Annotated in this window: 24 protein-coding genes and 1 tRNA gene; 21 read left to right on the forward strand and 4 right to left on the reverse strand. The window is 30.3% G+C overall.

Features of this window, described 5'->3' with window-relative positions:
- Nucleotides 1–61: 61 nt before the first annotated feature.
- Nucleotides 62–700, reverse strand: coding sequence for a helix-turn-helix transcriptional regulator (locus tag CLLT_RS01370; RefSeq protein WP_012661019.1), 639 nt, complete (start codon nucleotides 698–700; stop codon nucleotides 62–64).
- Nucleotides 701–942: 242 nt separating this feature from the next.
- Between CLLT_RS01370 and CLLT_RS01375 the strand changes: the two genes are divergently transcribed.
- From CLLT_RS01375 to argH, 3 genes are read left to right on the forward strand one after another with little or no spacing between them, the layout of a single operon-like run.
- Nucleotides 943–2,367: a catalase gene (locus tag CLLT_RS01375; protein WP_012661020.1), complete on the forward strand. Its 1,425-nt coding sequence runs from the start codon at nucleotides 943–945 to the stop codon at nucleotides 2,365–2,367.
- Between the two features lie 50 nt (nucleotides 2,368–2,417).
- On the forward strand, nucleotides 2,418–2,906 hold the full coding sequence (locus tag CLLT_RS01380) for an ankyrin repeat domain-containing protein (protein WP_012661021.1): 489 nt from the start codon (nucleotides 2,418–2,420) through the stop codon (nucleotides 2,904–2,906).
- Nucleotides 2,907–2,949: 43 nt separating this feature from the next.
- Complete coding sequence (gene argH, locus CLLT_RS01385; protein WP_070256170.1) at nucleotides 2,950–4,350, forward strand: argininosuccinate lyase; 1,401 nt, start codon at nucleotides 2,950–2,952, stop codon at nucleotides 4,348–4,350.
- Between the two features lie 40 nt (nucleotides 4,351–4,390).
- Here the strand turns inward: argH and CLLT_RS01390 are convergent, their stop codons facing one another.
- Nucleotides 4,391–5,059, reverse strand: a complete 669-nt coding sequence (locus CLLT_RS01390; RefSeq protein ID WP_070256167.1) for a helix-turn-helix transcriptional regulator — start codon at nucleotides 5,057–5,059, stop codon at nucleotides 4,391–4,393.
- A gap of 167 nt (nucleotides 5,060–5,226) precedes the next feature.
- Between CLLT_RS01390 and CLLT_RS01395 the strand changes: the two genes are divergently transcribed.
- The 7 genes from CLLT_RS01395 (at nucleotide 5,227) to feoB (ending at nucleotide 13,274) form a co-directional block, all read left to right on the forward strand.
- Nucleotides 5,227–5,589, forward strand: a complete 363-nt coding sequence (locus CLLT_RS01395) for a Rid family detoxifying hydrolase (protein WP_070256156.1) — start codon at nucleotides 5,227–5,229, stop codon at nucleotides 5,587–5,589.
- 3 nt (nucleotides 5,590–5,592) lie between these two features.
- Entirely contained in the window at nucleotides 5,593–7,032 is a 1,440-nt protein-coding gene (dcuC, locus tag CLLT_RS01400) for a C4-dicarboxylate transporter DcuC (protein ID WP_074692475.1), read from the forward strand.
- 13 nt (nucleotides 7,033–7,045) lie between these two features.
- The gene (locus CLLT_RS01405; protein ID WP_074692473.1) at nucleotides 7,046–8,215 is read left to right on the forward strand and encodes a trans-sulfuration enzyme family protein; all 1,170 of its coding nucleotides are present in this window, start codon (nucleotides 7,046–7,048) and stop codon (nucleotides 8,213–8,215) included.
- A 3-nt stretch (nucleotides 8,216–8,218) separates the two neighbouring features.
- Nucleotides 8,219–9,583, forward strand: coding sequence for an adenylosuccinate lyase (gene purB, locus CLLT_RS01410; protein WP_074692471.1), 1,365 nt, complete (start codon nucleotides 8,219–8,221; stop codon nucleotides 9,581–9,583).
- Between the two features lie 6 nt (nucleotides 9,584–9,589).
- Nucleotides 9,590–10,930 carry an MmgE/PrpD family protein gene (locus CLLT_RS01415; protein ID WP_074692470.1) on the forward strand — a complete coding sequence of 447 codons (1,341 nt, stop codon included), beginning with the start codon at nucleotides 9,590–9,592 and terminating at the stop codon, nucleotides 10,928–10,930.
- A 92-nt stretch (nucleotides 10,931–11,022) separates the two neighbouring features.
- A complete protein-coding gene (locus CLLT_RS01420) occupies nucleotides 11,023–11,250 on the forward strand; it encodes a FeoA family protein (protein ID WP_074692468.1) in 228 nt (75 codons plus the stop codon).
- The gene (gene feoB / locus CLLT_RS01425; RefSeq protein ID WP_074692466.1) at nucleotides 11,250–13,274 is read left to right on the forward strand and encodes a ferrous iron transport protein B; all 2,025 of its coding nucleotides are present in this window, start codon (nucleotides 11,250–11,252) and stop codon (nucleotides 13,272–13,274) included. The genes CLLT_RS01420 and feoB overlap by 1 nt, the downstream gene beginning before the upstream one ends.
- A 15-nt stretch (nucleotides 13,275–13,289) precedes the next feature.
- Here feoB and tenA read toward each other — a convergent pair whose 3' ends face one another.
- A complete protein-coding gene (tenA, locus tag CLLT_RS01430; protein ID WP_074692465.1) occupies nucleotides 13,290–13,955 on the reverse strand; it encodes a thiaminase II in 666 nt (221 codons plus the stop codon).
- A 145-nt stretch (nucleotides 13,956–14,100) separates the two neighbouring features.
- On the opposite strand from tenA, the gene acpP reads away from it, so the two are divergent.
- The 4 genes from acpP to CLLT_RS01450 all read left to right on the forward strand — a co-directional run bounded on the left by acpP (nucleotide 14,101) and on the right by CLLT_RS01450 (nucleotide 16,656).
- Nucleotides 14,101–14,334 carry an acyl carrier protein gene (acpP, locus tag CLLT_RS01435; protein ID WP_039617517.1) on the forward strand — a complete coding sequence of 78 codons (234 nt, stop codon included), beginning with the start codon at nucleotides 14,101–14,103 and terminating at the stop codon, nucleotides 14,332–14,334.
- A 26-nt stretch (nucleotides 14,335–14,360) separates the two neighbouring features.
- Complete coding sequence (locus CLLT_RS01440) at nucleotides 14,361–15,575, forward strand: beta-ketoacyl-ACP synthase II (RefSeq protein WP_074692463.1); 1,215 nt, start codon at nucleotides 14,361–14,363, stop codon at nucleotides 15,573–15,575.
- Between the two features lies 1 nt (nucleotide 15,576).
- Complete coding sequence (locus CLLT_RS01445; protein WP_070256134.1) at nucleotides 15,577–16,512, forward strand: acetyl-CoA carboxylase carboxyltransferase subunit alpha; 936 nt, start codon at nucleotides 15,577–15,579, stop codon at nucleotides 16,510–16,512.
- 68 nt (nucleotides 16,513–16,580) lie between these two features.
- A tRNA-Phe gene (locus tag CLLT_RS01450) sits at nucleotides 16,581–16,656 on the forward strand.
- Between the two features lie 3 nt (nucleotides 16,657–16,659).
- Here the strand turns inward: CLLT_RS01450 and CLLT_RS01455 are convergent.
- Nucleotides 16,660–17,457, reverse strand: a complete 798-nt coding sequence (locus CLLT_RS01455; RefSeq protein WP_070256131.1) for a ferritin-like domain-containing protein — start codon at nucleotides 17,455–17,457, stop codon at nucleotides 16,660–16,662.
- Between the two features lie 81 nt (nucleotides 17,458–17,538).
- Between CLLT_RS01455 and kpsM the strand changes: the two genes are divergently transcribed.
- The 7 genes from kpsM to CLLT_RS01490 are packed head-to-tail and all read left to right on the forward strand — an operon-like array spanning nucleotide 17,539 to nucleotide 25,744.
- A complete protein-coding gene (gene kpsM, locus CLLT_RS01460; RefSeq protein WP_070256128.1) occupies nucleotides 17,539–18,315 on the forward strand; it encodes a capsule polysaccharide transporter KpsM in 777 nt (258 codons plus the stop codon).
- The gene (locus CLLT_RS01465; protein ID WP_039617525.1) at nucleotides 18,312–18,983 is read left to right on the forward strand and encodes a capsular polysaccharide export system, ATP-binding protein; all 672 of its coding nucleotides are present in this window, start codon (nucleotides 18,312–18,314) and stop codon (nucleotides 18,981–18,983) included. The genes kpsM and CLLT_RS01465 overlap by 4 nt, the downstream gene beginning before the upstream one ends.
- Complete coding sequence (locus tag CLLT_RS01470) at nucleotides 18,973–20,088, forward strand: KpsE/RkpR family capsule polysaccharide export protein (protein ID WP_074692461.1); 1,116 nt, start codon at nucleotides 18,973–18,975, stop codon at nucleotides 20,086–20,088. The genes CLLT_RS01465 and CLLT_RS01470 overlap by 11 nt, the downstream gene beginning before the upstream one ends.
- Nucleotides 20,088–21,731 (forward strand): polysaccharide biosynthesis/export family protein, encoded by a 1,644-nt coding sequence (locus CLLT_RS01475; RefSeq protein ID WP_074692460.1) that lies wholly within the window; start codon nucleotides 20,088–20,090, stop codon nucleotides 21,729–21,731. Before CLLT_RS01470 ends, CLLT_RS01475 begins: the two co-directional genes overlap by 1 nt.
- Before the next feature lie 8 nt (nucleotides 21,732–21,739).
- On the forward strand, nucleotides 21,740–22,696 hold the full coding sequence (locus CLLT_RS01480) for a KpsF/GutQ family sugar-phosphate isomerase (protein WP_074692458.1): 957 nt from the start codon (nucleotides 21,740–21,742) through the stop codon (nucleotides 22,694–22,696).
- Nucleotides 22,693–24,348: a glycosyltransferase gene (locus tag CLLT_RS01485; protein WP_074692456.1), complete on the forward strand. Its 1,656-nt coding sequence runs from the start codon at nucleotides 22,693–22,695 to the stop codon at nucleotides 24,346–24,348. Before CLLT_RS01480 ends, CLLT_RS01485 begins: the two co-directional genes overlap by 4 nt.
- Nucleotides 24,338–25,744 carry a glycosyltransferase family 2 protein gene (locus tag CLLT_RS01490; RefSeq protein WP_074692559.1) on the forward strand — a complete coding sequence of 469 codons (1,407 nt, stop codon included), beginning with the start codon at nucleotides 24,338–24,340 and terminating at the stop codon, nucleotides 25,742–25,744. Before CLLT_RS01485 ends, CLLT_RS01490 begins: the two co-directional genes overlap by 11 nt.
- The last annotated feature ends 2 nt before the right edge of the window (nucleotides 25,745–25,746 follow it).

Raw genomic sequence — 25,746 nt, forward strand, 5'->3', positions numbered from 1 at the left:
TTCCTTTTATAAAATTTAAAGTGTTATTGTATCAAAAATTATATTTTTTTTTAAATTATGATTATTTAATTTTTTGTAAATGTCTATAAACACTAGGCTCAGAAATACCTAAAAGTTCAGCAACCTTAGGAATAACACCTTTTACATTAAACACGCCTTTTTCATATAAACTAGCTATCATTTTTTGCTTTTCTTTTGGTTTTAAGCTTTTATTTTTAAAACTTTCTATATCCATACCAGAAATATCTTCAACAATTTCTTCTAAATCAAGTTTAATATATTCTTTATTTTCTTGCTCAGGGTTTTCATAAGCATTATCATAAATATTTCCAAGATTTAAAATTTCATCAGAGATTTTTTTAAATGCTGAAGTATCATGATTAATACAAAGCAAACCTTCAAGTTTTTCATCTTTTTTAATAAAAAAAGTAGAACCTGACATTATTTGTGAACTTTTAGCTGAAGTTTTATAATGTGTTATATAATCACGCTCTAAATAGATTTTATTTTTAATCATCTCAATAGCAAAACCAGTTAGAGGTGAGTTTATAGTTCTTTTACTAATATGATTATTAGCAATTTCTGCTATATTAGCTCCATCTTCACTTACATCGTGCAAGACTATTTCATAATTTCTACCCAAGGCTTCTGCAAGAAATTTAACTAATTTAATATAATAAGTTCTTGTTTCTTTGTCCATAAAACTCTCCTTTTTTATTAATTTTGTAGTAAAAATATTTAAAATAAGAATGTTTATTCTTATTTTTAACAATTTTAATACAAAATAAAAATATTTATGCTTAAAAAAAGATTATTCTCAAAAAAACTAATAATTTCATAATCATTTTTTAAATAATGATAATTTTTATCGTTTAATTTTATTTTAATAATACAGGGATATAATTTATCAAATAATAAAAATTATTATCTAAAGGAGACACAATGAAAAAATTAACCAATGATTTTGGAAATATCGTAGCTGATAATCAAAATTCATTAACAGCAGGTTCTAAAGGCCCACTTTTAATGCAAGATTATATTTTGCTTGAAAAACTTGCTCATCAAAATAGAGAAAGAATTCCTGAAAGAGCAGTGCATGCCAAAGGAAGTGGTGCTTATGGTGAGCTTAAAATCACAGCAGATATTTCTAAATACACTAAAGCTAAAGTTTTACAACTTGGAGAAAGCACACCTTTATTTATAAGATTTTCAACCGTTGCAGGCGAAGCAGGTGCAGCTGATGCAGAACGCGATGTGAGAGGTTTTGCGATTAAATTTTATACTAAAGAAGGAAATTGGGATTTAGTTGGTAATAATACTCCGACATTTTTTATAAGAGATGCGTATAAATTCCCTGATTTTATCCATACTCAAAAAAGAGATCCAAGAAGTAATTTAAGAAGCAATAACGCTGCTTGGGATTTTTGGAGCCTTTGTCCTGAAAGCTTGCATCAAGTTACTATTTTAATGAGCGATAGGGGGATTCCTGCAAGTTATCGTCATATGCATGGTTTTGGAAGTCACACTTATAGTTTGATTAATGATAAAAATGAAAGATTTTGGGTGAAATTTCATTTTAAAACCAAGCAAGGCATTAAAAATTTAACCAACGAAGAAGCGGCAAATTTAATAGCCAATGATAGAGAAAGTCATCAAAGAGATTTATATGAGGCTATTGAAAAAGGAGATTTTCCAAAATGGACTTTCCAAATTCAAGTTTTAAAAGAAGATGAAGCAGAAAAATTAGGTTTTAATCCTTTTGATTTAACTAAAGTTTGGCCTCATAGTATTGTACCTTTAATTGAAGTAGGCGAGTTAGTGCTTAATAAAAATGTACAAAATTATTTTAATGAGGTAGAACAAGCTGCATTTAGTCCAAGCAATATAGTTTCAGGTATTGGTTTTAGTCCTGATAAAATGCTTCAAGCTAGAATTTTTTCATATCCTGATGCACACAGATACCGCATAGGGACAAATTATCATTTATTGCCAGTTAATCGTGCAAAAAGTGAAGTAAATACTTATAATGTAGCAGGAGCTATGAATTTTGATACTTATAAAAATGGGCCAGCTTATTATGAACCAAATAGCTATGATGATAGCCCAAAAGAAGATAAAAGCTATCTTGAACCTGATTTAGCACTTGAAGGTAATGCTCAAAGATATGCTCCGCTAGATGATGATTTTTATACTCAACCAAGAGCCTTATTTGATATAATGAATGAAAGCCAAAAAGAGCAATTATTTAAAAATATCGCAGCTTCTATGAATGGGGTTGATGAAAAAATTATTGCTAGAGCATTAAGTCATTTTGAAAAAATTTCAAGTGAATATGCAAATGGTGTTAAAAAAGCTTTAAAAATGTAATTTTTACTTGCCACTTTCGGGTGGCAAATTAAAGATTATAAAGGAAAAATATGTTTAGCAGCGAAGAAGAAAAAAGAATTCAAGAACTTTGCACTATGGCTTTTGATTATGCAAGAAAAAATGATGTGCAAAATTTAAAGATTATGATAGAAGCTGGTTTGAGTGTGAATTTAAAAAATCATAAAGGTGATAGTCTTTTAATGCTTGCAAGTTATCATAATTCTTATGAATGTGCTAAATTTTTATTAGAAAATAAAGCTAGGGTGGATGAAAAAAATGATAGAGGTCAAACTCCACTAGCTGGAGTATGTTTTAAAGGGTATTTGCCTATGTGTGAGCTTTTGGTTAAACATGGAGCAAATATAGATGAAAATAATGGTTTAGGCATGACTCCATTTGCTTTTGCATTAATGTTTGGGCATAGAGATATAGTAGAGTTTTTAACAAAGCACTCTAAAAAAAGTTTTCTTAAAAAAATATGTTTTGCTATGCTAAAAATTTTTAAAAGAAAAGAAAAGTTAAACTCTTTGAAAAAATAAAAATTATAAAATTATCCTTTTATTTGTAAATAGAAGGATAGATATGTCACAAAAAGCAGAGAAATTATGGGGTGGAAGATTTGATTTACCTACAAATAAACTTGTAGAAGAATATACTGCTTCATTATTGGTTGAGCCAAGACTTGCTCCTTTTGATATACAAGGAAGTATTGTTCATGCTAAGATGCTTGCAAAAGAAGGCATTATAAAAGAAGATGAAGCAAAAACTATCATCAAGGGTTTAGAGCAAGTTAAAGAAGAAATTCAAAATGGAAGCTTTGTTTTTGATATAGCTGATGAGGATATTCATATGGCTATAGAAAAAAGAATGACACAAATTGTAGGGAGTGTTGGTGGTAAACTTCACACTGCAAGAAGCAGAAATGATCAAACTACGCTTGATTCAAAAATGCATATGAGAGCAGTTATAAAAGAAATTCTAAATCAAATTATTGCTTTGCAAGAAGAAATTATAAATCAAGCTCAAAAAAATATCAAAGCTATTATGCCAGGTTATACACATTTACAAACAGGTCAGCCAGTGCTTTTTTCACATTGGATCATGGCGTATTTTTGGATGTTAAGTAGGGATTATTCTCGTTTTGAGGATTTATATAAAAGAATGAATGAGTGTCCTTTAGGAGCAGCTGCACTTGGTGGAACCACATTTAATATAGACAGACATTTTTGTGCCAAAGAATTAGGTTTTGCAAAACCAACAGAAAATAGCATTGATAGCGTTAGCGATAGAGATCATATGGTGGAATTTACTTCTGTGGCTGCAATGTGCTTTATGCACCTTAGTCGTTTTTGTGAAGAGCTTATACTTTTTTCAAGTCAAGATTTTAAATTTATAGAATTAAGTGATGATTTTTGTACAGGCTCAAGCATAATGCCTCAAAAGAAAAATCCTGATGTGGCTGAAAAAATGCGTGGTAAGACAGGTAGAATGTATGGCAATGTTATGGCAATGCTAACTATTATGAAAGGTATTCCACTAGCTTATAATACTGACATGAGTGAAGATAAGGCTCAAGTTTATGATTCTATGGATACTTTAATGGCAAGTTTAAAAATCATAACTCCTATGATAGAAAAAATGCAAGTAAATGCTGATAATACAAAAGCAGCGGCTGCAAAAGGTTTTTCAAATGCCACAGATATGGCTGATTATTTAGTAAGAAAAAATATACCTTTTAGAAAAGCTCATGAGATAGTGGGTTTGGCGGTAAATTATTGTATTAAAAATGGAAAAATGCTTGAAGAGCTTAGCATGGAAGAATTTCATCAATTTAATGAAAATATTCAAGATGATATTTATGAGGCAATTGCTTTGCAAACTTGCGTAGATGCAAGGCTTTCTTATGGTGGTACAGGAACAAAAGTGGTATTAGAGCAAATTAAACATGCAAAAGAATTTTTAGAGAAACTAAAAAAAGATTGAGTTTAACAATCATGATTATATCATGCATGTTATATATAGATTATTTTTTAAGTTTTTGCAAATACCTATAGACGCTAGGTTCTGATATATTAAGTGATTTAGCAACTATAGGTATACTTCCTTTTATATTAAAAATTCCCTTCGAGTGAAGCTTTTTAATAATCTCATCTTTTTGCTCAGTGCTTAAGCTATATCCTGAATTTAAATATTTTAAGTCTATGTTTTCAGCTAAAATATCTTCTATAGAATGGCTAAGTGTTTCTATATTACTCACATTGTGTAAATTTACATTGTTTTGATTGTGAATATCTAACAAATCACTAAAATCATTGATTTTTTCAAGTTCTATGATTTTGCTAATAGCGTTCCTAAGCTCTGTGGTATCATGATTTATACATAAAATTCCCACAATTTTATTTTGATTTTTAATGAAAAAAGTTGATCCAGTAACAATCTTAGACTTTCCAACCTTTGCTTTATAATCACATAAAAAATCTTTATTTAAATACTCTTTTTCTTGTATAAGCTCACTTGCAAAAGAAGTTAATGGAGAATTAATTGTTCTTCCACTAATGTGGTTATTTGCAATGGCTGCTATATATGAACCCTCAGGTGCAATCACATGAAAAACTATTTCATATTGATCCCCAAGTACCTGTCCCAAAAACTGAGTAAGCTTGATAAATAATTCTTTTTGTTGTTCATCCATGATCTAGACCTTTTTGTTGTTTTTTGTTATTTTACAAAATATTTTCATCAAAGTTGTTAATAATTATAACAATAAAAAAAATTATTATTATGATAAAAAAATATTGACAATTTATTATTATGATGATAATATTATATTATGATTTCATTTAAACAAAAGGAGTATACATGGCAAATTATCCAAAGGCTATAGGACCATATTCAGCTTATAGAGAAGCTAATGGTTTGTTATTTATTTCAGGGCAACTTCCTATTAATCCAGAAAGTGGAAATATAGAAAGTGAAGATGTAAAAGAGCAAACAAGACAATCATTGTTAAATATTAAGGCTATATTAGAAGAAAATAATCTTTATTTTAACAATGTAGTTAAAACAACTTGCTTTTTAGCAGATATCAATGATTTTGTGGCTTTCAATGAGGTTTATTCTGAATTTTTCGCAGCTCCATATCCTGCAAGAAGTGCTTTTGCGGTAAAAGATCTTCCTAAGGGTGCTAAAGTGGAGATAGAGGTTATAGCTCATAAAGGATAGAGCATGTTGGGTTTATTTTTTGCAGGATGTTCTGTATTTTTACTTGTATTTATGCTCTATAAAAAAATCAACGCCCATATGGCGTTGCTTTTAAGTGGTTTATTCTTGCTAGCTTTAGCAGGAATTTTTGGACTTTCTCCTATTATTAGTGAAAAGCAATCTTTACATTTAGGTCTTTTTGATATTTTCCAAGTAGTAAATACCAAAATGTCAAGCACTCTAGCAGGACTTGGACTTACTTTAATGTGTATAGCAGGGTTCTCTGCTTATATGGATCATGTGGGTGCAAGTTATGCTTTATTTAAAGTATTTGAAAGACCTTTAAAGGCAGTAAAATCACCTTATATTTTATTGCTAGTTTCATATTTTGTAGTGCAATTTTTAGTTCTTTTTATACCATCGCATGCGGGTTTAGCACTTTTACTTATGGTTACTATGTATCCTATTTTGGTGCGCTCAGGAGTTTCTAAACTTTCAGCACTTTCAGTAATTGGAATTTGCCAATATATTGATCATGGCCCAGGGAGTGGTAATGTGATTTTGGCTGCAAAAACAGCTGAAATTGATCCTGCGGTGTATTTTGTACATTATCAATTGCCAACTACTATACCAATCATAATAGCAGTAGGTATTGCAATTTATTTTTGCTCAAAATATTTTGATAAAAAAGAAAATTTCACATTTAACCGTGATGATGTTGAAAAAGAATTAGCAGAAAATGATGGCAAAAGTGAAGAGCTTAAAAAGCCACCTAGAATTTATGCTATTTTACCTATTATACCTTTAGTATTGATTTTGGGCTTTAGTAGTGTTTTAGATAGCATTATGGTGCTAATGGGACTTACTACTATGGAAGAAGTTAAAGCAGCTTCATCTACTGCTATTAAAATGAATGTACCAGTTGCTATGATGATTTCAACCTTTATAGCGATTATTTTTGAAATCATTCGTTATAGAAGTTTGATTGATACTTTAAATTCTATTATGGTATTTTTCAAAGGTATGGGACATTTGTTTGTAATTACAGTTTCTTTGATCGTTTGTGGTCAAGTTTTTGCAAGCGGACTTTTATCAGTTGGTTTTGTAGATACTTTAATAGGTTTTGCAAAAGATGCAGGTTTTGGAGTGCTTGCTATTATTATAGCAGTTTCTATTTTGCTTGCTGTATGTGCATTTTTAATGGGTTCAGGAAATGCAGCATTTTTCTCTTTTGCACCACTTATCCCAAATATAGCAAAATCTTTTGGCGTTGAAACCATAGCTATGATAGCACCTATTCAAATCATGACAGGTTTTGGTAGATGTGTTTCACCTATTGCACCTGCTATTTTGGCAATTTCAGCTATGGCTAAAGTAAATCCATTGCAAGTTGTAAAAAGAACAGCTATCCCTATGCTTGTAGCTGCTATTGTTAATGTGATTATGACTTATATTTATCTATAAAAAGGAGTACAAAATGAATAACAAAACTAAATTAATCCACCTAGGAAGAGGCGATCAAAGCGCCGAAGTAAGATCAGTTAATCCAACCTTAATGCGTGCATCAACTATACTTTTTAAAGATCATGCAACTTGGCAAAAATACCGCGAGCTAAGAAAAACCGATCGTGTTTTAAGTTATGGCGCTAGAGGAACAGCTACAAATTTCGAACTTGAAAAACTAATTTGCGCGCTTGAAGGTGGCCATAGAGCGCAACTTTTCCCAACAGGACTTGCAGCACTAGCTATGGTGCTTTTAAATTATGCTAGCAAAGATGCTCATTTTTTAATCACTGATGCTATTTATGGACCTGTTAGAACAATTTGTGATTTATTTTTAACTAAAATGGGTGTAGAAATTGACTTTTTAAAAGCTGATGCTTCTGATGTAGAAGAAAAAATTAAACCAAACACAAAATTAATCCTTTGTGAAAGCCCAGGTTCTATCCTTTATGAAATCATAGATTTGCCAAAACTTTGTGAAATCGCGCACAAACATAATATACCAGTAGCGATTGATAATACTTATTCAAGTGGGTATTTTTTAAATCCGCTTGAACTTGGCGTGGATATTTCAGTGATTGCAGCGACTAAATACTTAAGTGGGCATTCAGATGTTACTATGGGTATAGTAGTAATTAATGAAAAAGAATGGAAAAATTTTGACAAATTACCAGAAGCTTTAGGATTTACTACAAGCCCTGATGATGTTTATTTAGTGCTTCGTGGTATGAGAACTTTGGATGTAAGAATGAAAGCTCATGAAAAAAGTGCAGATGAGGTGGTAGAGTTTTTACAAAGTAGAAAAGAAGTTAAAACAATTTTTTATCCAAAATTAAAAACTCATCCAAATCATGAAGTTTTTATGCGCGATCATAAAGGTGCTAATGGTATGGTAACGATTGAATTTGCAGATGGTATTTCAAAAGAACAAGCTATTGAGTTTGTAGATAATTTAGAATATTTTTCAATCGGTGCAAGCTGGGGTGGATATGAGAGTTTAGCTACTGTTACTACTCCACCAAGAACGGCAACAGACTGGAGTGCTAGAGGGCCTTTTGTGAGATTTCATATAGGTCTTGAAGATAGTAAGGATTTGATTGCTGATTTAAAACAAGCATTTGAAAAAATAAATTTTAAAGGATAAAACATGGGTGTGAGTGTATTTGATATGAGGTTGCTTCAAGATTCTTGGAGCACTCCTGCAATGAGAGCTATTTTTAGTGAAGAAAATAGAATTCAAAAATGGCTTGATGTAGAAGCTGCTCTAGCAAAAGCTCAAGCAAAACTTGGTATTATTCCTAACGAAGCAGCTACAGAAATAGCTAAAAAAGCGCATTATAAATTTATGGATATGGATTTTATTTTTGCTGAGTTTAAAAAGACTAAGCACCCTTTAGTACCTACTGTGCGTGGTTTGGAAAAAGCTTGTGAAAATGGTCTTGGTGAATATGTACACTTTGGTGTAACAACGCAAGATATCATTGATACAGGCTTAGTTTTACAATTTAAAGAAGCTATGGCTTTAATCAAACAAGATTTAAAAGATATAGCTAAAAATTTAGCAAAAATCGCAAAAGAGCATAAAAACACTGCAATGATGGGAAGAACCTTAGCTTTGCAAGCTTTACCTATAACTTTTGGACACAAAGTTGCAATTTGGCTAAGTGAGCTTAATCGTCACTATGAAAGAATTATCGAGCTTGAAAAAAGATTATATGTAGGATTAATCGTAGGTGCAGTGGGAACTAAAGCAAGTTTGAGTGATAAGGCTAATGAAGTAGAAAAACTTACTTTAGAAAGTTTAGGTTTAGAAGTTCCTGATATCTCATGGCAACCAGCAAGAGATCGTTTCATTGAGCTTGGCTATGTTTTAGGCAATATCAATGCAACCTTTAACAAAATCGCACATCAACTTTTAATCTTAGCTCATAATGAAATCGATGAAATTGCTGAGCCTTTTGGAAAAGGTCAAGTAGGAAGTTCTACCATGCCTCATAAAAGAAATCCTGCAGTAAGTGAAAATGCAGTAACTGTAAGTAATGCTCTAAGAGCTAATATTGCAATTTTAAGCGATATAGAAAGACATGAGCATGAAAGAGATGGTCAAGTTTGGAAAATGGAATGGAAGCTTTTGCCAGAAGCATTTTTAATGCTTTCAGTGGTATTGGCAAATATGAAATTTGTCTTTGAAGGTTTAGAGGTTAAAAAAGACAAGATGATAAAAAATCTTAACACGCTTAATGGTTTTGTATTAGCAGAACGCGTGATGTTTGCTTTGAGTGATCATTATGGTAAGCAACATGCACATGAAATTGTTTATGAAAATGCTATGAGGGGTATAGAAAATCATAAAACTTTCAAAGAAGTTTTACTTGAAGATGAGCGTGTGAGTAAGGTTTTAAGTGAAAAAGACATTGATGTTTTAATGGATGCTACAACTTATGTAGGTTATGCACCAAAATTAGTTGATGAGTTCTTAGAAAAAATCGCTAATGCACCAATTCTAAAGTAGGAAAAAATGTATTTAAGTGAAAAACTAGCCGAATTTATCATAAATTTAGACTATGAAGCTATTCCTAATGAAGTAAAGCAAAGAGCAAAAGAGCTCATGCTTGATGCACTAGGAACAGCTCTAGCTGCTAAAAATGAAGCTTGTGTTTTAAACGCAACTAAGGCTTTTGAAGCTTTAAGCGTAAATCCTAGTGAAAAAATTTGGAGTGGGGATAAAAAGCTTGATGTAATTTATGCTGCGATGGTAAATGCTATTGCAGCGCATGCCCTTGATTTTGATGATACGCATACTGAAGCTATTTTGCACGCAAGCGCTATTTTAACTCCACTTTGTTTAACTTATGGATTTAGCGTAAGTAAAGATGGAAAAAAAGTTTTAAAAGCTTTTATAGTTGGTTGGGAAATTGCTGCTAGAGTGGGTATAGCAAGCAAAGGAAGTTTCCATAAACGCGGCTTTCATACTACAGCTATAGCAGGAATTTTTGGTAGTGTAGCTGCAAGTTGTGTTTTACTTGATTTAAACAAAGAACAAATCATCAATGCACTAGGTTTAGCAGGAAGTTTTGCAAGTGGGGTAAATGAGTTTTTATCTAATGGTTCTAATTCTAAAGTTTTACACATAGCTAATGCTTTGAAAAATGGAATTTTAGTAGCAAATTTTGCAAAAGCTAATATGAGTGGTCCTTTGAGTATATTTGAAGGAAGGGATAATATTTTTAGAACTTTTGGCTTAGAAGAGGAGTGTGATAAAAATGAACTTTGTAAGGGCTTGAATGAAATTTGGCAAGTAATGCAAGTATCATTAAAACCTTATCCAAGTTGTCATTTTGCACATGGGCTTATTGATTGTGCTATGAGTTTAAGAAATGATGGCTTAAAAGCACAAGATATCAAAAGTTTGCATTGCTTTGTAGATGAAGTGCCAATTTCATTTATCTGTGATCCAATAGAAGTAAAATACACTCCACAAAGTGCTTATGCGGCCAAATTTTCCATGCCTTTTTTAATGGCCTTGGCATTTTTTGATGGCAAAATTACTTTAAAATCTTATGAAAATTTAAATAGAGCTGAACTAATAGAATTTGCTAAAAAAATTAGCTATGAAAAGAAAAAATCTAGCGGTTTCCCTAAATACTTTCCAGGACATTTAGAAGCTGTTTTAAATGATGGAAGAGTAATTAAAAAAGATGTACTGATTAATAAAGGAAATTTTGATAATCCTTTAAGTTTTGATGAATTAAAAGATAAATTTCTTTCCAATGCTAGTATAGCACTTTCTTTAGAAAAGGCTGAGGAATTAGTCAAAAAGCTTCAAAATTTAGAAAATCTAAATGATTTTGATTTCTAGCAATCTCATTTTTTGAGATTGCTTATTATTTTAAAAAAGAAATAATTTAATTTTTTATATAATGTTTTATCTTAGTTTTTGTAAGGAAAAACATGACTTTAGATACATTAAAAGATAATGAAGAAGCTATTATAGTAGGCTTTGAAGCAGATAAACAACTCCGAGCAAGACTTTTTAGTTTTGGTTTTGCAAAAAACAAAAAAGTTAAAAAAATTCGCTCTTCTATAGCAAATTCTACTATCATGGTAGAACTTGATACAACTTGCGTGATTTTACGCTCAAGTGAAGCAAAAATAATACAAATTTCAAAAGAGTTTTAATGAAAGAAATCATCATTGCTTTAGTAGGTCAGCCAAATGTCGGTAAAAGTTTATTAATTAACGCACTTTGCAAAGCTAATATGAAAGTTGGAAATTTTAGCGGTGTCACGGTTGAAAAAGCTGAGGCTAGCTTAGTTTATAAAAATTATGAGTTTAAATTTATAGATTTACCAGGAACTTATGCATTAGATGGTTATAGTGAAGAAGAAAAAATCACAAAAGATTTTCTAAAAAAAGGTGAATTTGATCTTGTAGTAAATGTGCTTGATTCTACAAATTTAGAGCGTAATTTGATTTTGAGTGCATCTTTAATAGAAGCTAAAATCAAAATGATTATGGCTTTAAATATGCAAGATGAAGCTAAAAATGAGGGTTTTAGTATAGATTTTAAAATTTTATCCCAACTTCTAAATACACCTTGTCTTGGGGTGTGTGCTAAAACTAAAGAAAATCTAAATGCGCTTTTGGATTTAATCATTTTAACGCATGAAGCCAAATTTGAAGCCAAAGAGCGTGTTTATAGTGATATTATAGAAGAAGAACTTGCAAAAATAAGTGAATTTTTAAATCAAAATGAAATTACATATTTAGATTTTTCTACAAAAGATTTGGCGCTTGCTTTACTTAAAAATGAAGCCAATATAGTCATTTCACACGCTTTGAGAGAAATACTTAATGAAGCTTTAGAAAAAATTTACATGGCATATCATAGCAAAGATATGGAAAGTATTTTTAAAGAAGAGCTGATTGCTTTTGCAAATGGTATATGCGCTAAGGTTTTAAGCAAGGGCGTTAAGTATAAAAATCATACCAAGGAAATAGATTCTATTTTAATTAATAAATTTTTAGGAATTCCTATATTTTTGTTTTTTATGTGGGCTTTGTTTCAGCTAACCTTTACTTTAGGTCAAATCCCTATGGATTATATAGAAATGTTTTTTGCTAATTTAGGTGATATAGTAAAGAATAATATTAGCAATGAATTTATCGCTTCAGCCTTAGCTGATGGTGTTTTAGGTGGAGTTGGTGCGGTTATAACTTTTTTACCAAATATTATGATTTTATTTTTTGGTATAGCCTTGCTTGAAACAACTGGATATATGGCTAGGGTTGCATTTTTATTAGATGGAATTTTATACAAATTTGGCTTACATGGTAAAAGTTTTATCCCTTTAATCACAGGTTTTGGCTGTTCAGTGCCTGCATTTATGGCTACAAGAACTTTAAAAAATAAAAAAGATAGATTATTAACGCTTTTTATTATTAATTTTATGAGTTGTGGCGCAAGACTTCCTGTGTATGTGCTTTTTGTTGGAGTGTTTTTTCCTGCTGAAGTAGCAGGAAATTATCTTTTTGGAATTTATCTTTTGGGTGCATTTTTGGGTTTGATTGCAGCTAAGATTTTAAGAATGAGTGCTTTTAAAGGACAAGATGAGCCCTTTGTAATGGAAATGCCAAAATATAGAATGCCAAATTGGAATTTAGTATGGTTTATGGTGTTTAACAAAGCCAAAATGTATTTAAAAAAAGCCGGAACATTTATTTTGATAGCTTCTTTGCTTATTTGGTTTGCGAGTAATTTTCCTGTGCAAGAAAATAATACTCAAGATGCTTTAACTCAAGAGCTTCAGATAGAAAATAGTTATCTTGGACAATTTGGCAAAGCAATAGAACCTATTTTTGCTCCACTTGGTTTTGATTGGAAACTTAGTGTGTCTTTGGTAAGTGGTTTAGCGGCTAAAGAAGTGATGATTTCTACTATGGGTGTGCTTTATTCTTTAGGTGATGAGGTTGATGAGACAAGTTTAAATTTACAAGAGGCTATAAAAGAAAACATCCCTTTTAGCACAGCAGTAGCTTTTATACTTTTTGTTATGATTTATAATCCTTGCTTTGCAGCAACTATAGTTTTTGCTAAAGAAGCAGGAAATAAAAAGTATGCATGGTATCTTTTTATATTCACATCTTTATGTGCGTATTTGGTCGCTTTTTTTGGGATTAATATTACTAAATTGATAATTTAATCATCTTTATGATGATTAAATTTCCATTTTTTGCTCTAAAGAGTGTTGCCAAAAGGCCGTTTCAAGTCTTATAGTAGTATAAAAAATTTCGTTTAATTTTTTAAATTTTTCTTCACTAATGCTATTTGTATAAGAATTAAAAAAGTCTTTAAATTCTTTAATTTCATCTTGAAATTCTTTACCTGCATAGGTTAAAATCCACTCTTTGTAAGGATGATTTTCTAAGCTTTTTTCATTAAGTCCTTTATAAATTTCTTCCCCTATATATGCATAACCTATAGCACAAGCACTCAAAGCACACAGCATATCCAAATAATCACCATTTTGCCCCACACTTAGTAAGTATCTTGTATACGCAATATTAGTTAAGCTTTCATCTTTATAGCTAAGTTTTTCTACATCAATACCTAGTTTTAAAATACTTCTGTGAAGTTCTAATTCTCCTTCTAAAGTGTAGTTTTGATTTTTAATGGCAAATTGAATTTCTTTAGCGTTATTTGCATTTAAAGCAAGCAAAGCATAGCATTTTGCATAATTATTTAAAAAAATATAATCTTGTTTAAGATAAAACAAAAATGTATCTTTTTCTAAAGTACCATTTTGAAGTTTTTTTACAAATTCATGGTGGATGTATTGCACCCAAGTTTTTTTATTTTCTTTTATAAGTTTATCTAAAAGCATAAATTTCCTTTGCTAAAATTTAAGCTTTTATTTAAACACAGATAATTAAATTTTTCGTAATAATCTTTAATTTTTAACTTTTTAAACAAGAAATTTATTTTTTTATTGTAAAATGTGGTTTAATTTTTTAAACTAGGAGATAAAAATGGCAATTTTTGATGATGTAAAAAAAGTAGTTGTTGAGCAACTTAGTGTTGATGAAGATGCAGTTAAAATGGAATCTAAAATCATTGAAGATTTAGGTGCAGATTCTTTAGATGTTGTTGAATTAGTTATGGCTTTAGAAGAAAAATTTGATGTGGAAATTCCAGACAGTGATGCTGAAAAACTAGTAAAAATCGAAGATGTTGTTAATTATATAGAAAATCTTCAAAAATAATTTTAATTTTTAATAAGGAGTGCGGTTTGAAACGCGTTGTAGTAACAGGTATAGGAATGATCAATGCCCTTGGTTTAGACAAAGATAGCTCATTTAAAGCAATTTGTGATGGTAAAAGTGGCGTTGATAAAATCACCCTTTTTGATACCACTGATTTTCCAGTGCAAATTGCTGCTGAAGTAAAAAATTTTGATCCTTTAAGTGTTTGTGATGCTAAAGAGGTTAAAAAAATAGATCGTTTTATACAACTTGGTATTAAAGCAGCAAAAGAAGCTATGGAAGATGCTAAATTTGATGAAACTTTAAACAAAGAAGAATTTGGTGTAGTTTCAGCAGCTGGTATAGGTGGTTTACCAAATATAGAAAAAAATTCCGTTACTTGCGCACAGCGTGGACCACGCAAAATTACTCCTTTTTTCATACCATCAGCTTTGGTTAATATGCTTGGTGGGATTATTTCAATCGAACATGGATTACAAGGACCAAATATTTCTTGTGTGACAGCTTGTGCTGCTGGAACTCATGCTATAGGCGAAGCTTATAAAAGCATAGCTTTAGGTAATGCAGATAAAATGCTTGTTGTAGGAGCAGAAGCTGCTATTTGTGCTGTAGGTATTGGCGGGTTTGCTGCGATGAAAGCTCTTTCTACTAGAAACGATGATCCAGCTAAAGCTTCAAGACCATTTGACAAAGAAAGAGATGGTTTTGTAATGGGTGAGGGTGCTGGTGCTTTAGTGTTTGAAGAGTATGAGGCTGCTAAAAAGCGTGGAGCTAAAATTTATGCTGAGTTAGTAGGTTTTGGTGAAAGTGCAGATGCACATCATATCACTTCGCCTACTTTAGAAGGGCCATTGCGTGCTATGAAAAAAGCTTTAAAAATGGCAGGAAATCCAAAAGTAGATTATATTAATGCACACGGAACTTCGACTCCAGTAAATGATAAAAATGAAACAGCAGCTATTAAAGAGCTTTTCAAAGATCAAATTCCTTTAGTTAGTTCTACAAAAGGTCAAACAGGCCATTGTTTGGGTGCTGCTGGTGCTATTGAGGCTGTTATTTCTTTAATGGCACTTGATCAAGGTGTATTGCCACCAACTATCAATCAAATCGTAGCAGATGAAAATTGCGATCTTGACTATATATCAAATACTGCAAGAAAAAGCGAAGTTAATGTTGTAATGAGCAATTCTTTTGGTTTTGGTGGAACAAATGGTTGTGTGATTTTCAAAAAAGTAGATTAATATGGCTTCTTATTTAGATTTTGAAAAAAATATCCAGCAAATTGATGAAGATTTAGCAAATGCTAAAATCAAAGGCGATGATGAAGCGGTAAAAATTTTAGAAAAAAACCTTGAAAAAGAAACTCAAAAAGTTTATAAAAATTTAAGCGATTACCAACGCTTACAGCTTGCAAGACATCCTGATCGTCCTTATGCGCTTGATTATATTCAAGCTATATTAAGTGATGCTTATGAAATTCATGGTGATCGTACTTTTAGAGATGATCCTGCTATTGTGTGTTATGCAGGCTATATAGGTGGTAAAAAAGTTATTGTTATAGGTGAGCAAAAAGGTAGAGGTACTAAAGATAAGCTTCATAGAAATTTTGGTATGCCTCATCCTGAAGGTTATAGAAAAGCTCTAAGAGTAGCAAAAATGGCTGAAAAATTTGACATACCGGTATTATTTTTAGTAGATACTCCAGGTGCTTACCCAGGAGTAGGTGCTGAAGAGCGTGGTCAAAGTGAGGCTATAGCTAGAAATTTATATGAGTTAAGCGCCCTTAAAACAATCACTATAGCAGTAGTTATAGGTGAAGGTGGAAGTGGTGGTGCTTTAGCCATAGGAGTAGCTGATAAACTTGCTATGATGAAAAATTCAGTTTTCTCTGTGATTTCACCTGAGGGTTGTGCTGCTATTTTATGGAATGATCCATCAAAAAGTGAAGCTGCTACTAAGGCGATGAAAGTAACTGCTGATGATTTAAAAACCCAAGGTTTAATAGATGATGTTATCGAAGAACCAATGAGTGGAGCTCATAGAGATAAAGAAAATGCGATTAAAAATTTGAGTGATTATGTCTTAAAAGCTATAGAAGAGTTAGAACAATACGATAAACGCGAATTAGCTGCATTAAGAATGCAAAAAATCTTTAAATTTGGAGCTTTTGCTGAATGATTTGCATTTTTATGCAAATTTCAACTTTTTTTAAAAAAACTATTGTATAATTACAACTTCAATTCAGTGGTTGGATAGCTCAGTCGGTAGAGCAGCAGACTGAAAATCTGCGTGTCGGCAGTTCGATTCTGCCTCTAACCACCATCTTCATTTTCTATTATAAAAATCATCTAATTCTTGAAGTTCATTTTCACTAAATCCTGCTTGTATTCTAGCTGTTTTATTATATACTTTTCCTAAAAGATTAAATTCTTTATATTTAGCGCAAAGATCAAGGTAATCATCATTTTCATTTTTTGCATAATTCCACCAAAAATCTCCTTTATTTACATGTTTAATCTCATCATTTAATATAATGGTAAAAATTTCACCAAATAAACTTTTTATAGGATGATTAGTTGTGTTTAATTTTTCTAAGACAAAAGGATTGGCATCAAGTCCTTTTGCTTCAAGTCCTCTATGCACTATGCCCATTCTGTGAGCAAGATTATCTTTGGTTAAAAATAAGGCTTTTTCAAGATTATCATGGGCATGAAAATCTCCATATTTAAAACCAAGTTCATTTAAAGTTTTTTCTAAAAGTAAAAAATGCTTAATTTCCTCATCAGCTACCTCAAGCCAATCTTGATAAAATTTCAATGGCAAATTTTTAAATCTATAACTAGCATCTAAAGCCAAATTTATAGCACTATATTCTATATGCGCAACTGAATGTAAGATTTTAGCTAAAGATAAAGTACTATTTGCTTCTTTTGGACGCCTTATTTTCATAGGATGAAGGATTTTAACTTGTGAGTTTTCACAAATGATCGCTTCATGGGAATGATTAAAATCATATAAATTAGCTTTAAAATTTTCATAAAATTCATTAAATAATTCAATCTTTTTAAAAATGTCTTTATGATATAAAATTTTTTCTAATTCTTCAAAGAAATTTCTTTTCATTTTTAAACCTTGTTAAATATTATATAAGATAAAAAAGTATAATATAAAAATTTTGAAAATTTAAAAAGGTTTGCTAAAAATATGTTTAATGTCATACATGCTCTTTTTTTTAGAGAGTTAAAGACAAGATTTGGTATTAATAAATATTTGGGCTATTTTTGGGTAATCGGAGAGCCTATGATGGTAATTTTAGTGATTACTTCTATAATCACACTTATTAGAGAGTTTCGCCATCAAATCATGCCCGAGGGTGTTTCTATCTTTTTATTTTTAGCAGTAGGGATTATACCTTTTTTTATGTTTAGAAGTATTATTAATCAGCTTTTAAATGGCATTAGTTCTAATCTAACTTTATTTGCTTATAAGCCAGTAAAACCTATACATGTCTTTATTGCTAGGACTATGCTTGAGTTTTGCATTTATTTTACTATTTTTATTTGTGTGATGTTTTTAGCTGGATGGTTTTTGCATATGCAAGTTATACCTAAACACTTTTTAGAAGTGATGTTTTCACTTTTTTTACTTATAGTGTTTGGTTTTGCTATGGGAATGTGTTTTGCTATAGCAGGACATTTTGCAGAACCTTTAAAAATGGCATTGGGTTATTTAAATGCTATTTTATATTGGACTTCTTTGGTGGTATTTCCTGTTTGGATAGTACCCAAACCTATTTTAGATATTTTATATTACAATCCACTTTTGCATATTATGGAGCTTTTAAAATATAATTTTTTTCAAAATTATCCATTACTTGATGATTATAATTATTACTATCCTATTGTATGTTTGAGTGTGATTTTATTTCTAGGTTTGTTTTTTTACTATTTTACTAGAGAAAAGTTGATAGCGGTACGATGATAAAATTAGTTAATTTAACCAAATCTTTTCCTTTACGCAATGGTGGAAGGCATTATGTTTTTAAAAACTTAAGTTTTGAATTCCCTGAAAATTGTAGTATAGGTTTAATGGGACGCAATGGTGCTGGAAAATCAACCTTAATGAAACTTTTAAGTGGTTCCTTGCTTCCTGATAGAGGTAAGATTATAACTAATAAAAAACTATCTTGGCCTCTAGGCTTAGCAGGTGCGTTTCAACACAGACTCTCAGCAAGGGACAATGCGCGCTTTGTGGCTAGAGTATATGGTTATAAAGGAAAGGCTTTAGAAGAAAAGATTAAATTTGTTGAAGATTTTGCTGAGCTTGGTAAATTTTTTGATGAGCCTATGAATACTTACTCAGCAGGTATGAGTGCTAGAATATCTTTTGGTTTAAGTATGGCATTTGATTTTGATTATTATTTAATTGACGAAGCAGGTGCTGTGGGAGATCCTAAATTTAGAGAAAAAAGTTCTAAAATTTATAAAGAAAAATTAAGTCAGTCAAAAGTTATCATGGTTTCACACAATGTAGCTGAAATTAAACAATGGTGTGATAAAATTATATTTATGCAAGATGGACAAGCTACTATATATGATGATGTAGATGAGGGTATAGCGGTATATCAAGGAAAAATAAATGCAAAATGAATTATTAAAAAAGTTTAAAAATTTAGAAATATTTAATTCTTTTAAAATAGTATTGATTTTGACAGCATTTGTTGTATTTTATTATATTTTTATAGCAGCAAATCGCTATGTGAGTGAAAGTGTTTTAAGTGTGAAATCAACCACAGGAGATAGCGGAGCTATTACTGGAATTGCCGCATTTTTGACTAATAATTCTTTTTCAAGCGAGGATATTAATTATTTAAAATCTTATATTCATTCTTTAGATATGTTAAATATCTTAGAAGAAAAAATTCAAATTCGCGAGTTATATCAAAAACAAAAACTTGATTTTTTTTATAGTATTTCTTCATCAGCTGACCAAGAGGATTTTTTAAAGTATTATCAAAACCGTGTTAAGATTACTCAAGAAAACTCAGCCAATGGGCTTTTGCGTGTAGAAGTAGAAGGTTTTGACCCACAAAGTGCACATTTGATAGCTTCAACTATAGTTAAAGAAAGTGAAAAATTTATCAATGAAATTTCACATAAAGCCGCAAGAGATCAAATGCAATTTGCTGAAGAAGAGCTTTTACAATTTAAAAAAAGATATCAAAAGGCTAAAGATGAGCTTTTAGCTTTTCAAAATAAATATGGAGTATTTGATCCACTTAAACAAGCAGAAGGTACTCTAAAACTCATAGCTGAACTCGAATCAAAAATAGCAGCCAAAGAAGCTGAACTTTTGATGATGCAAAGTTATATAAATGATAATGCACCGCAAATTGTCACTATAAAAAGTGAAATAGATGCATTGAAAAAACAGCTTCAAAAGGAAAAATCCAAAGTTTCATCGCCAAAATCTTCTCAAAAGCTTAATGATCTTGCAGCTAAATTCCAAGATCTGACTATAGAAGCAGGTTTTGCAGAAAGTGCTTATACAGCTGCTTTAAAAGCATATGAGAGTGCTAGGATAGAAGCTTTAAGAAAGATAAAACAAGTGGTTATAGTGCAAAGTCCAAGTTTACCTCAAAGTGCTAAATACCCAGAAGCTTTGTATAATATACTCACAGCTTTTATGATTTTATCTTTGATTTATGGAGTTGTTAAATTTATTAAAATGATTATAGAGGAGCATAGATACTAATGAAAAAGATATTTATATTTTTACTTTTACCTTTGTTTTTATTTTCTGCGGTAGATGTTTCTCAAATTGCAAAAACACAAGCAGATAGTATAAAGCAAATTCAAGATAAAGAATTTTTACAAAATGATTTAAATAAAACAACAATTATAAATGCTAAAGTATTTGGTGCGCATTTGTTTAATGGAAACTTTACTAAATTTACTCAACATGTTTACAATCCTGACTATAAACTAGCAGTAGGCGATAGGATTAATGTAAAAATTTGGGGTGCAGTAGAGTTTATACAAACCTTAACAGTAGATTCTCAAGGAAATATTTTCATACCAAAAGTAGGAGCGATTAATCTTTTAGGTGTGAAAAATAGTGCTTTAGTGCAAGTTATCACAAAAGCTATTAATAAAATTTATAAAAGCAATGTCTATGTATATGCGGACATGGATATTTATCAAAATGTATCGGTATTTGTTACAGGAAATGTAAATCAACCTGGTCTTTATCAAGGACTAAGTTCAGATTCTATCATACAGTATTTAGATAAAGCAAGTGGAATTAATTTAGAATATGGTAGTTTTAGAGATATTCAAATTTTAAGAGATAATAAAGTCATTAAAAAAGTAGATTTATATGACTTTTTACTTAAAGGCCAACTTGATCTTTTTCCTTTTAGAATGGGTGATGTGATTTTAGTGGGTAGTGTGCAAAAGTATGTTTTTGTAGAAGGAGATGTGCAAAAACCTTTTAGATTTGAGCTCAGTAATGATATTTTAAATTTAGAAGATATAGCAAGGGTTGCAGGAGCTAAGCCTATAGTTACTAATGCGGTTGTAAAAAGCTATAGAGAAGATCACAAGCTTCATGTGCAAGCTTATAGTAAAAAGCAGTTTTTAGGCGTGAAATTATATAACGGTGATGAGATAGAGTTTAGACCTGATTATACTGCGCAAAATATTAGTATTAGTATAGAAGGTGAGCATAACGGTTTGCACTCTGTGGTGGTAAAAAAAGGCACAACCTTAGCAGAGCTTGCTAAAATGATTACAGTTAATGATCAATCAAACATTAATGCCTTACAGGTTTTTAGAAAAAGTGTAGCAGCTACTCAAAAACAACTTATAGAAGCCCAACTTAAAGAGCTTGAAACACTAGCTCTAACAAGTTCTTCAGTCAATGCTGAGCAAGCTAGCATTAGAGCTACTCAAGCTAAGACGATTTTAGAATTTATTGCACGTGCAAAGCAAGCCCAACCAAAAGGACAAATCGTTATAGATAATGTCAAAGCGTATAATTCTATAGTATTAGAAGAAGGTGATGTAGTGAATGTACCTAGTAAAAATAATCTTGTTTTGGTTCAAGGTGAAGTTTCTATACCAGGTGCATTTGTATATATGGATAAAGAAAAATTAAGATATTACATCAACTTAGCAGGTGGTTTTAGTGATAGGGCTGATATATCAAGAGTTTTGGTAATCAATGCTAATGGTAAAGCAACTAAATACAGCGGTAGAAGTTCAGCAGATATCAAAGCAGGAGATTCTATTTTGGTTTTACCAAAAGTAGATAGTCAGAATTTACAAATTTTTAGCATGTTAACACAAATTTTATATCAAATAGCTATTGCAACTAATGTAGTGTTAAATATATAGGAATTTAGATGAGCCAAATAGATGCGATTAAAATAGCCAAAGAAGTTTTTGAGATAGAATCAAAAACGATTTTAGATTTATGCGATAACTTAGATGAAAATTTTAGTAAAACCATTGATCTAATTTTATCTATCAAAGGTAGATGTGTGATAAGTGGCATGGGTAAGTCAGGCCATATAGGAGCTAAGATAGCTGCAACTTTGGCTAGTACAGGTACTCCGAGTTTTTTTATGCATCCAGGTGAAGCATTACATGGAGATCTTGGTATGCTTACAAGTGAGGATGTGCTTTTGGCTATTTCAAATTCAGGAGAAACTGAAGAGGTTTTAAAACTCATACCAGTGATTAAAAAAAGAAAAATTCCTTTAATTGTTATGGCAGGAAATCAAAACTCTACCCTAGCCAAGCAAGCAGATATTTTTATAAATATAGCAGTAAAAAAAGAAGCTTGCCCACTCCAGCTTGCTCCTACTTCTTCTACTACGGCTACTTTGGCTATGGGTGATGCTATAGCAGTAGCTTTAATGAGAGCAAGGAAATTTAGACCCGATGACTTTGCTTTATTTCACCCAGGAGGAAGCTTAGGTAGAAAGCTTTTAACTAGGGTGGGTGATTTGATGGTATCAAATAATCTACCTATAGTAAGTCCTGAGAGTGAATTTAATGAGCTTGTTGATGTGATGACTAGTGGTAAATTAGGACTTTGTATAGTACTTGAGAATGAAAAACTAGTTGGGATCATTACAGATGGAGATTTAAGAAGAGCATTAAGAGCAAACGATAAGCCAAGATTTGATTTTAAAGCCAAGGAAATCATGAGTGAAAAACCTAAAACTATAGAAGCAAGTGCTATGGCAAGTGAAGCAGAAGAGCTTATGCTAAAACATAAAATCAAAGAAATAGTTGTCACTCAAGATAAAAAAATAGTGGGTATTATACAACTTTATGCGATAGGAAATGTGTGAAACTTTCTATTATTATACCTTTTGGTTTAAGTAAAGAAAGAATTTATATAAAAGATCGTGTTATTCAAAAAGCATGTGAGTTTAAAAGTGATGATAGAGTTGAATATGTGTTTGTTGAAGGATATTCTTCTTTAGAAAATGATTTAAAGTGTATCATCGAAGAAAATGGGCATATTTATCTTAAAGATGAAAGCCAAAAAAATTTTTTCTCGCAGGGAAAATGTCGCAATCTAGGTGCATCTTTTGCAAATTCAGACGTGGTAATGTTTTTAGATGCGGATTATTATTTATCACAACAATCTTTGGAATATATTTTAGAACTTATTGATATTAAAGAAATAGCTTTAAAACCAAATCATATTTTGTCTTTACCAGTTGTATTTTTAAACCAAAAGGGTAGTGAGTTTGTTTATACTCAAGATAAAAAATTATGGGATGGCTTGATAAAGAATGATTTAATTAGCGGAAAAAAAGAGTGGATTAAATTTTTTGCTCCAAGTTCTACCTCTAGTATAGTGATTAATAAACATAAATTTTTAACACTTGGTGGAAATGATGAGCGGTTTATAGGTCATGGGTATGAAGATTTTGATCTTTTAGCAAGAATTTTATACTCTTGTATTGATTTAGAGCAAATACCAGCTAATTTAAACTATGATGCAAGAAATTGGAATTTTAAAAATTTTGAAGGTTTTAGAGCCTGGTTTGCCTTGCTTGGATATGAAGCAAGTTTTCATGGGGTGTATTTATATCATTTTCATCATGATGAACCAAATCAAAATGGCTACATGGATAATAAGCACAAAAATCATCAAAGATTTTACAAGCATATATCAAATATCAAAGCACATTCTATAAAGCATTTATGTGATAAAAGTGTTTATCAATGTAATGTTTTATTTATTCACTCTAAGAAAACATTGTACTCTATAAAAGAAATACTACCTTATATAGGTAATATTGTGTGTATAAATGAAGATAATTTAATTTGTAAAAGCCAAAAAGAACTCGAAAGTATAATCGCGGAAAAACAAATTCATAAAGTTTTGCTTTTAAATGAGTACATTAAAAACAAAAATCTATTATACTTTTTTCAAAAACTAGATTTAGAGATTGTTTATTTTGAAAAAGGAATTTTGCCCGAGTCGTATTTGATAACTAGTAGCAAAAATAAAATGTTAGAATTTGATAAAACTTTATATCAAGATGAAATAACGCAAGCAAGATTGTATTTAAAAAGCTTGTCAAAAGAAGACAATGATAAAATTTTAAATCTTATGGTAGAAAAAAATATAGATAAAAATGATTTAGATTTTTTTGTAAATTTTTTAATTAATGATTTATACTGTTTTGGTAAAAAAGAACAAGAAGCTATAAAATTTTATAAGATAAATCTAGAAAATAAAAAAATATTTTTTAAAGATATTCAAAAAAGCAAATATAGTTTAAATTCTTTGATTTATAAGCCTTTTATATATGAGATTTCATCATTTTCATTTATAAAAATGTTTAATAGATATATAGGTTTAAAGCTTATACAAACTAAATTTTCTCACACAAAATTTTATCGTTTACTTCAAAAATTTTTTTATAATCCAAAAGCGTTTTTTGATGATTCTAAATTTTTTAAAAAGTTTAAAAATGCAAACTAAAACCACCGGCGTAGTAATCCCCATATACAATGTAGAAAAATATCTAAAAGAATGTTTAGATAGTGTAATCAATCAAACTTATACTAACTTAGAAATCATACTAGTAAATGATGGTAGCACAGATGAAAACTCACTTAATATTGCAAAAGAATATACTCTAAAAGATAAAAGAATCATTCTTTTTGATAAGAAAAATGGTGGACAAAGCACAGCTAGAAATGTAGGTATAGAATATTTTAGCGGAGAGTATAAACTTAAAAATAAAACTCAAGCCATAAAAGAAAATTCTTTAATAGAATTTAATATAGAGGGTAATAATCCTTATGAAATATATACTGTATATAAAAGCTATAAAGCTTTTAATAATGAACAAGATTTAACAAGCTTTACTTATCCTATTACAGATTATATTATCTTTTTAGATTCTGATGATTATTGGGAATTAAACTGCATAGAAGAATGTGTACCTAGAATGGATGGGGTAGATGTGTTGTGGTTTGATTATAGGCCTTTGTATGATAAAGTTAAAAGAAGGCACATTAGCCAAATGACTTATTTTGATTATAAAAATGAGATTATCATCACACCTAAAGAATGGCTAGAGAAGGCTAGAGAAAGAAAACTTTTTTATTTTTGGTTTGCTTGGCAAGGTATGATAAATTTTAATTTTTTAAAAAATGTAAAATTAAAATTTATTAATGGGATTTTTGCAGAAGATTGTCATTTTGGAGTGATATTATTTGCATTAAGTAAAAATATTTATATATTTCCAAAGCAAATATATTTTTATCGCTTAAGAGAGTTAAGCTCTATGAATTTTACTAATAAAAAATGGATAATACATCCTAATTCATATCTTAAAAAAATAGATGTTTTTGAGAATTCAAGTATAACTAGACTATACTATGAAAGCGCAAGTTGGATGCAAATTGCATTAGATTTTATAAAATTTATTAATTCTAATCATTATTTAAGTGAAGATATAAAAGCACATTTTTTGCCAGTAGTATGCAATAAAGCTTTAACTTTACAAAGGTTCGATAAAGATCCATTGTGTTTAAAAAAATATTCTAAAAATTTAAAAATATATATACAAAATCAACCCTTAGGAGCAGTTGATAGAGTGAAAGAATATCTTTCGTATAAACTTACAAAAGAACTTTCTAAAAAAAAAGGTATATTAAGATTAACTTTGCCCTTTAGCATTATTAGAGTATCTTTGCAATATCGAAAAGACGCTATAGAATACAAAAAAAGTATTAAAAGAGATGTTTTAAATAAAAGATTGCCATTAGAATTTTACAGAGATTACCAGCAATCTTTGAGCTTAAAAAATCAAAAGTTAATTCAATCGTTGCATGATATTGGACTAAAAATCATGTCGCTTAAAGGTTAAGT

Source organism: Campylobacter lari subsp. lari, from assembly GCF_013372185.1.
GTDB lineage: Bacteria > Campylobacterota > Campylobacteria > Campylobacterales > Campylobacteraceae > Campylobacter_D > Campylobacter_D lari.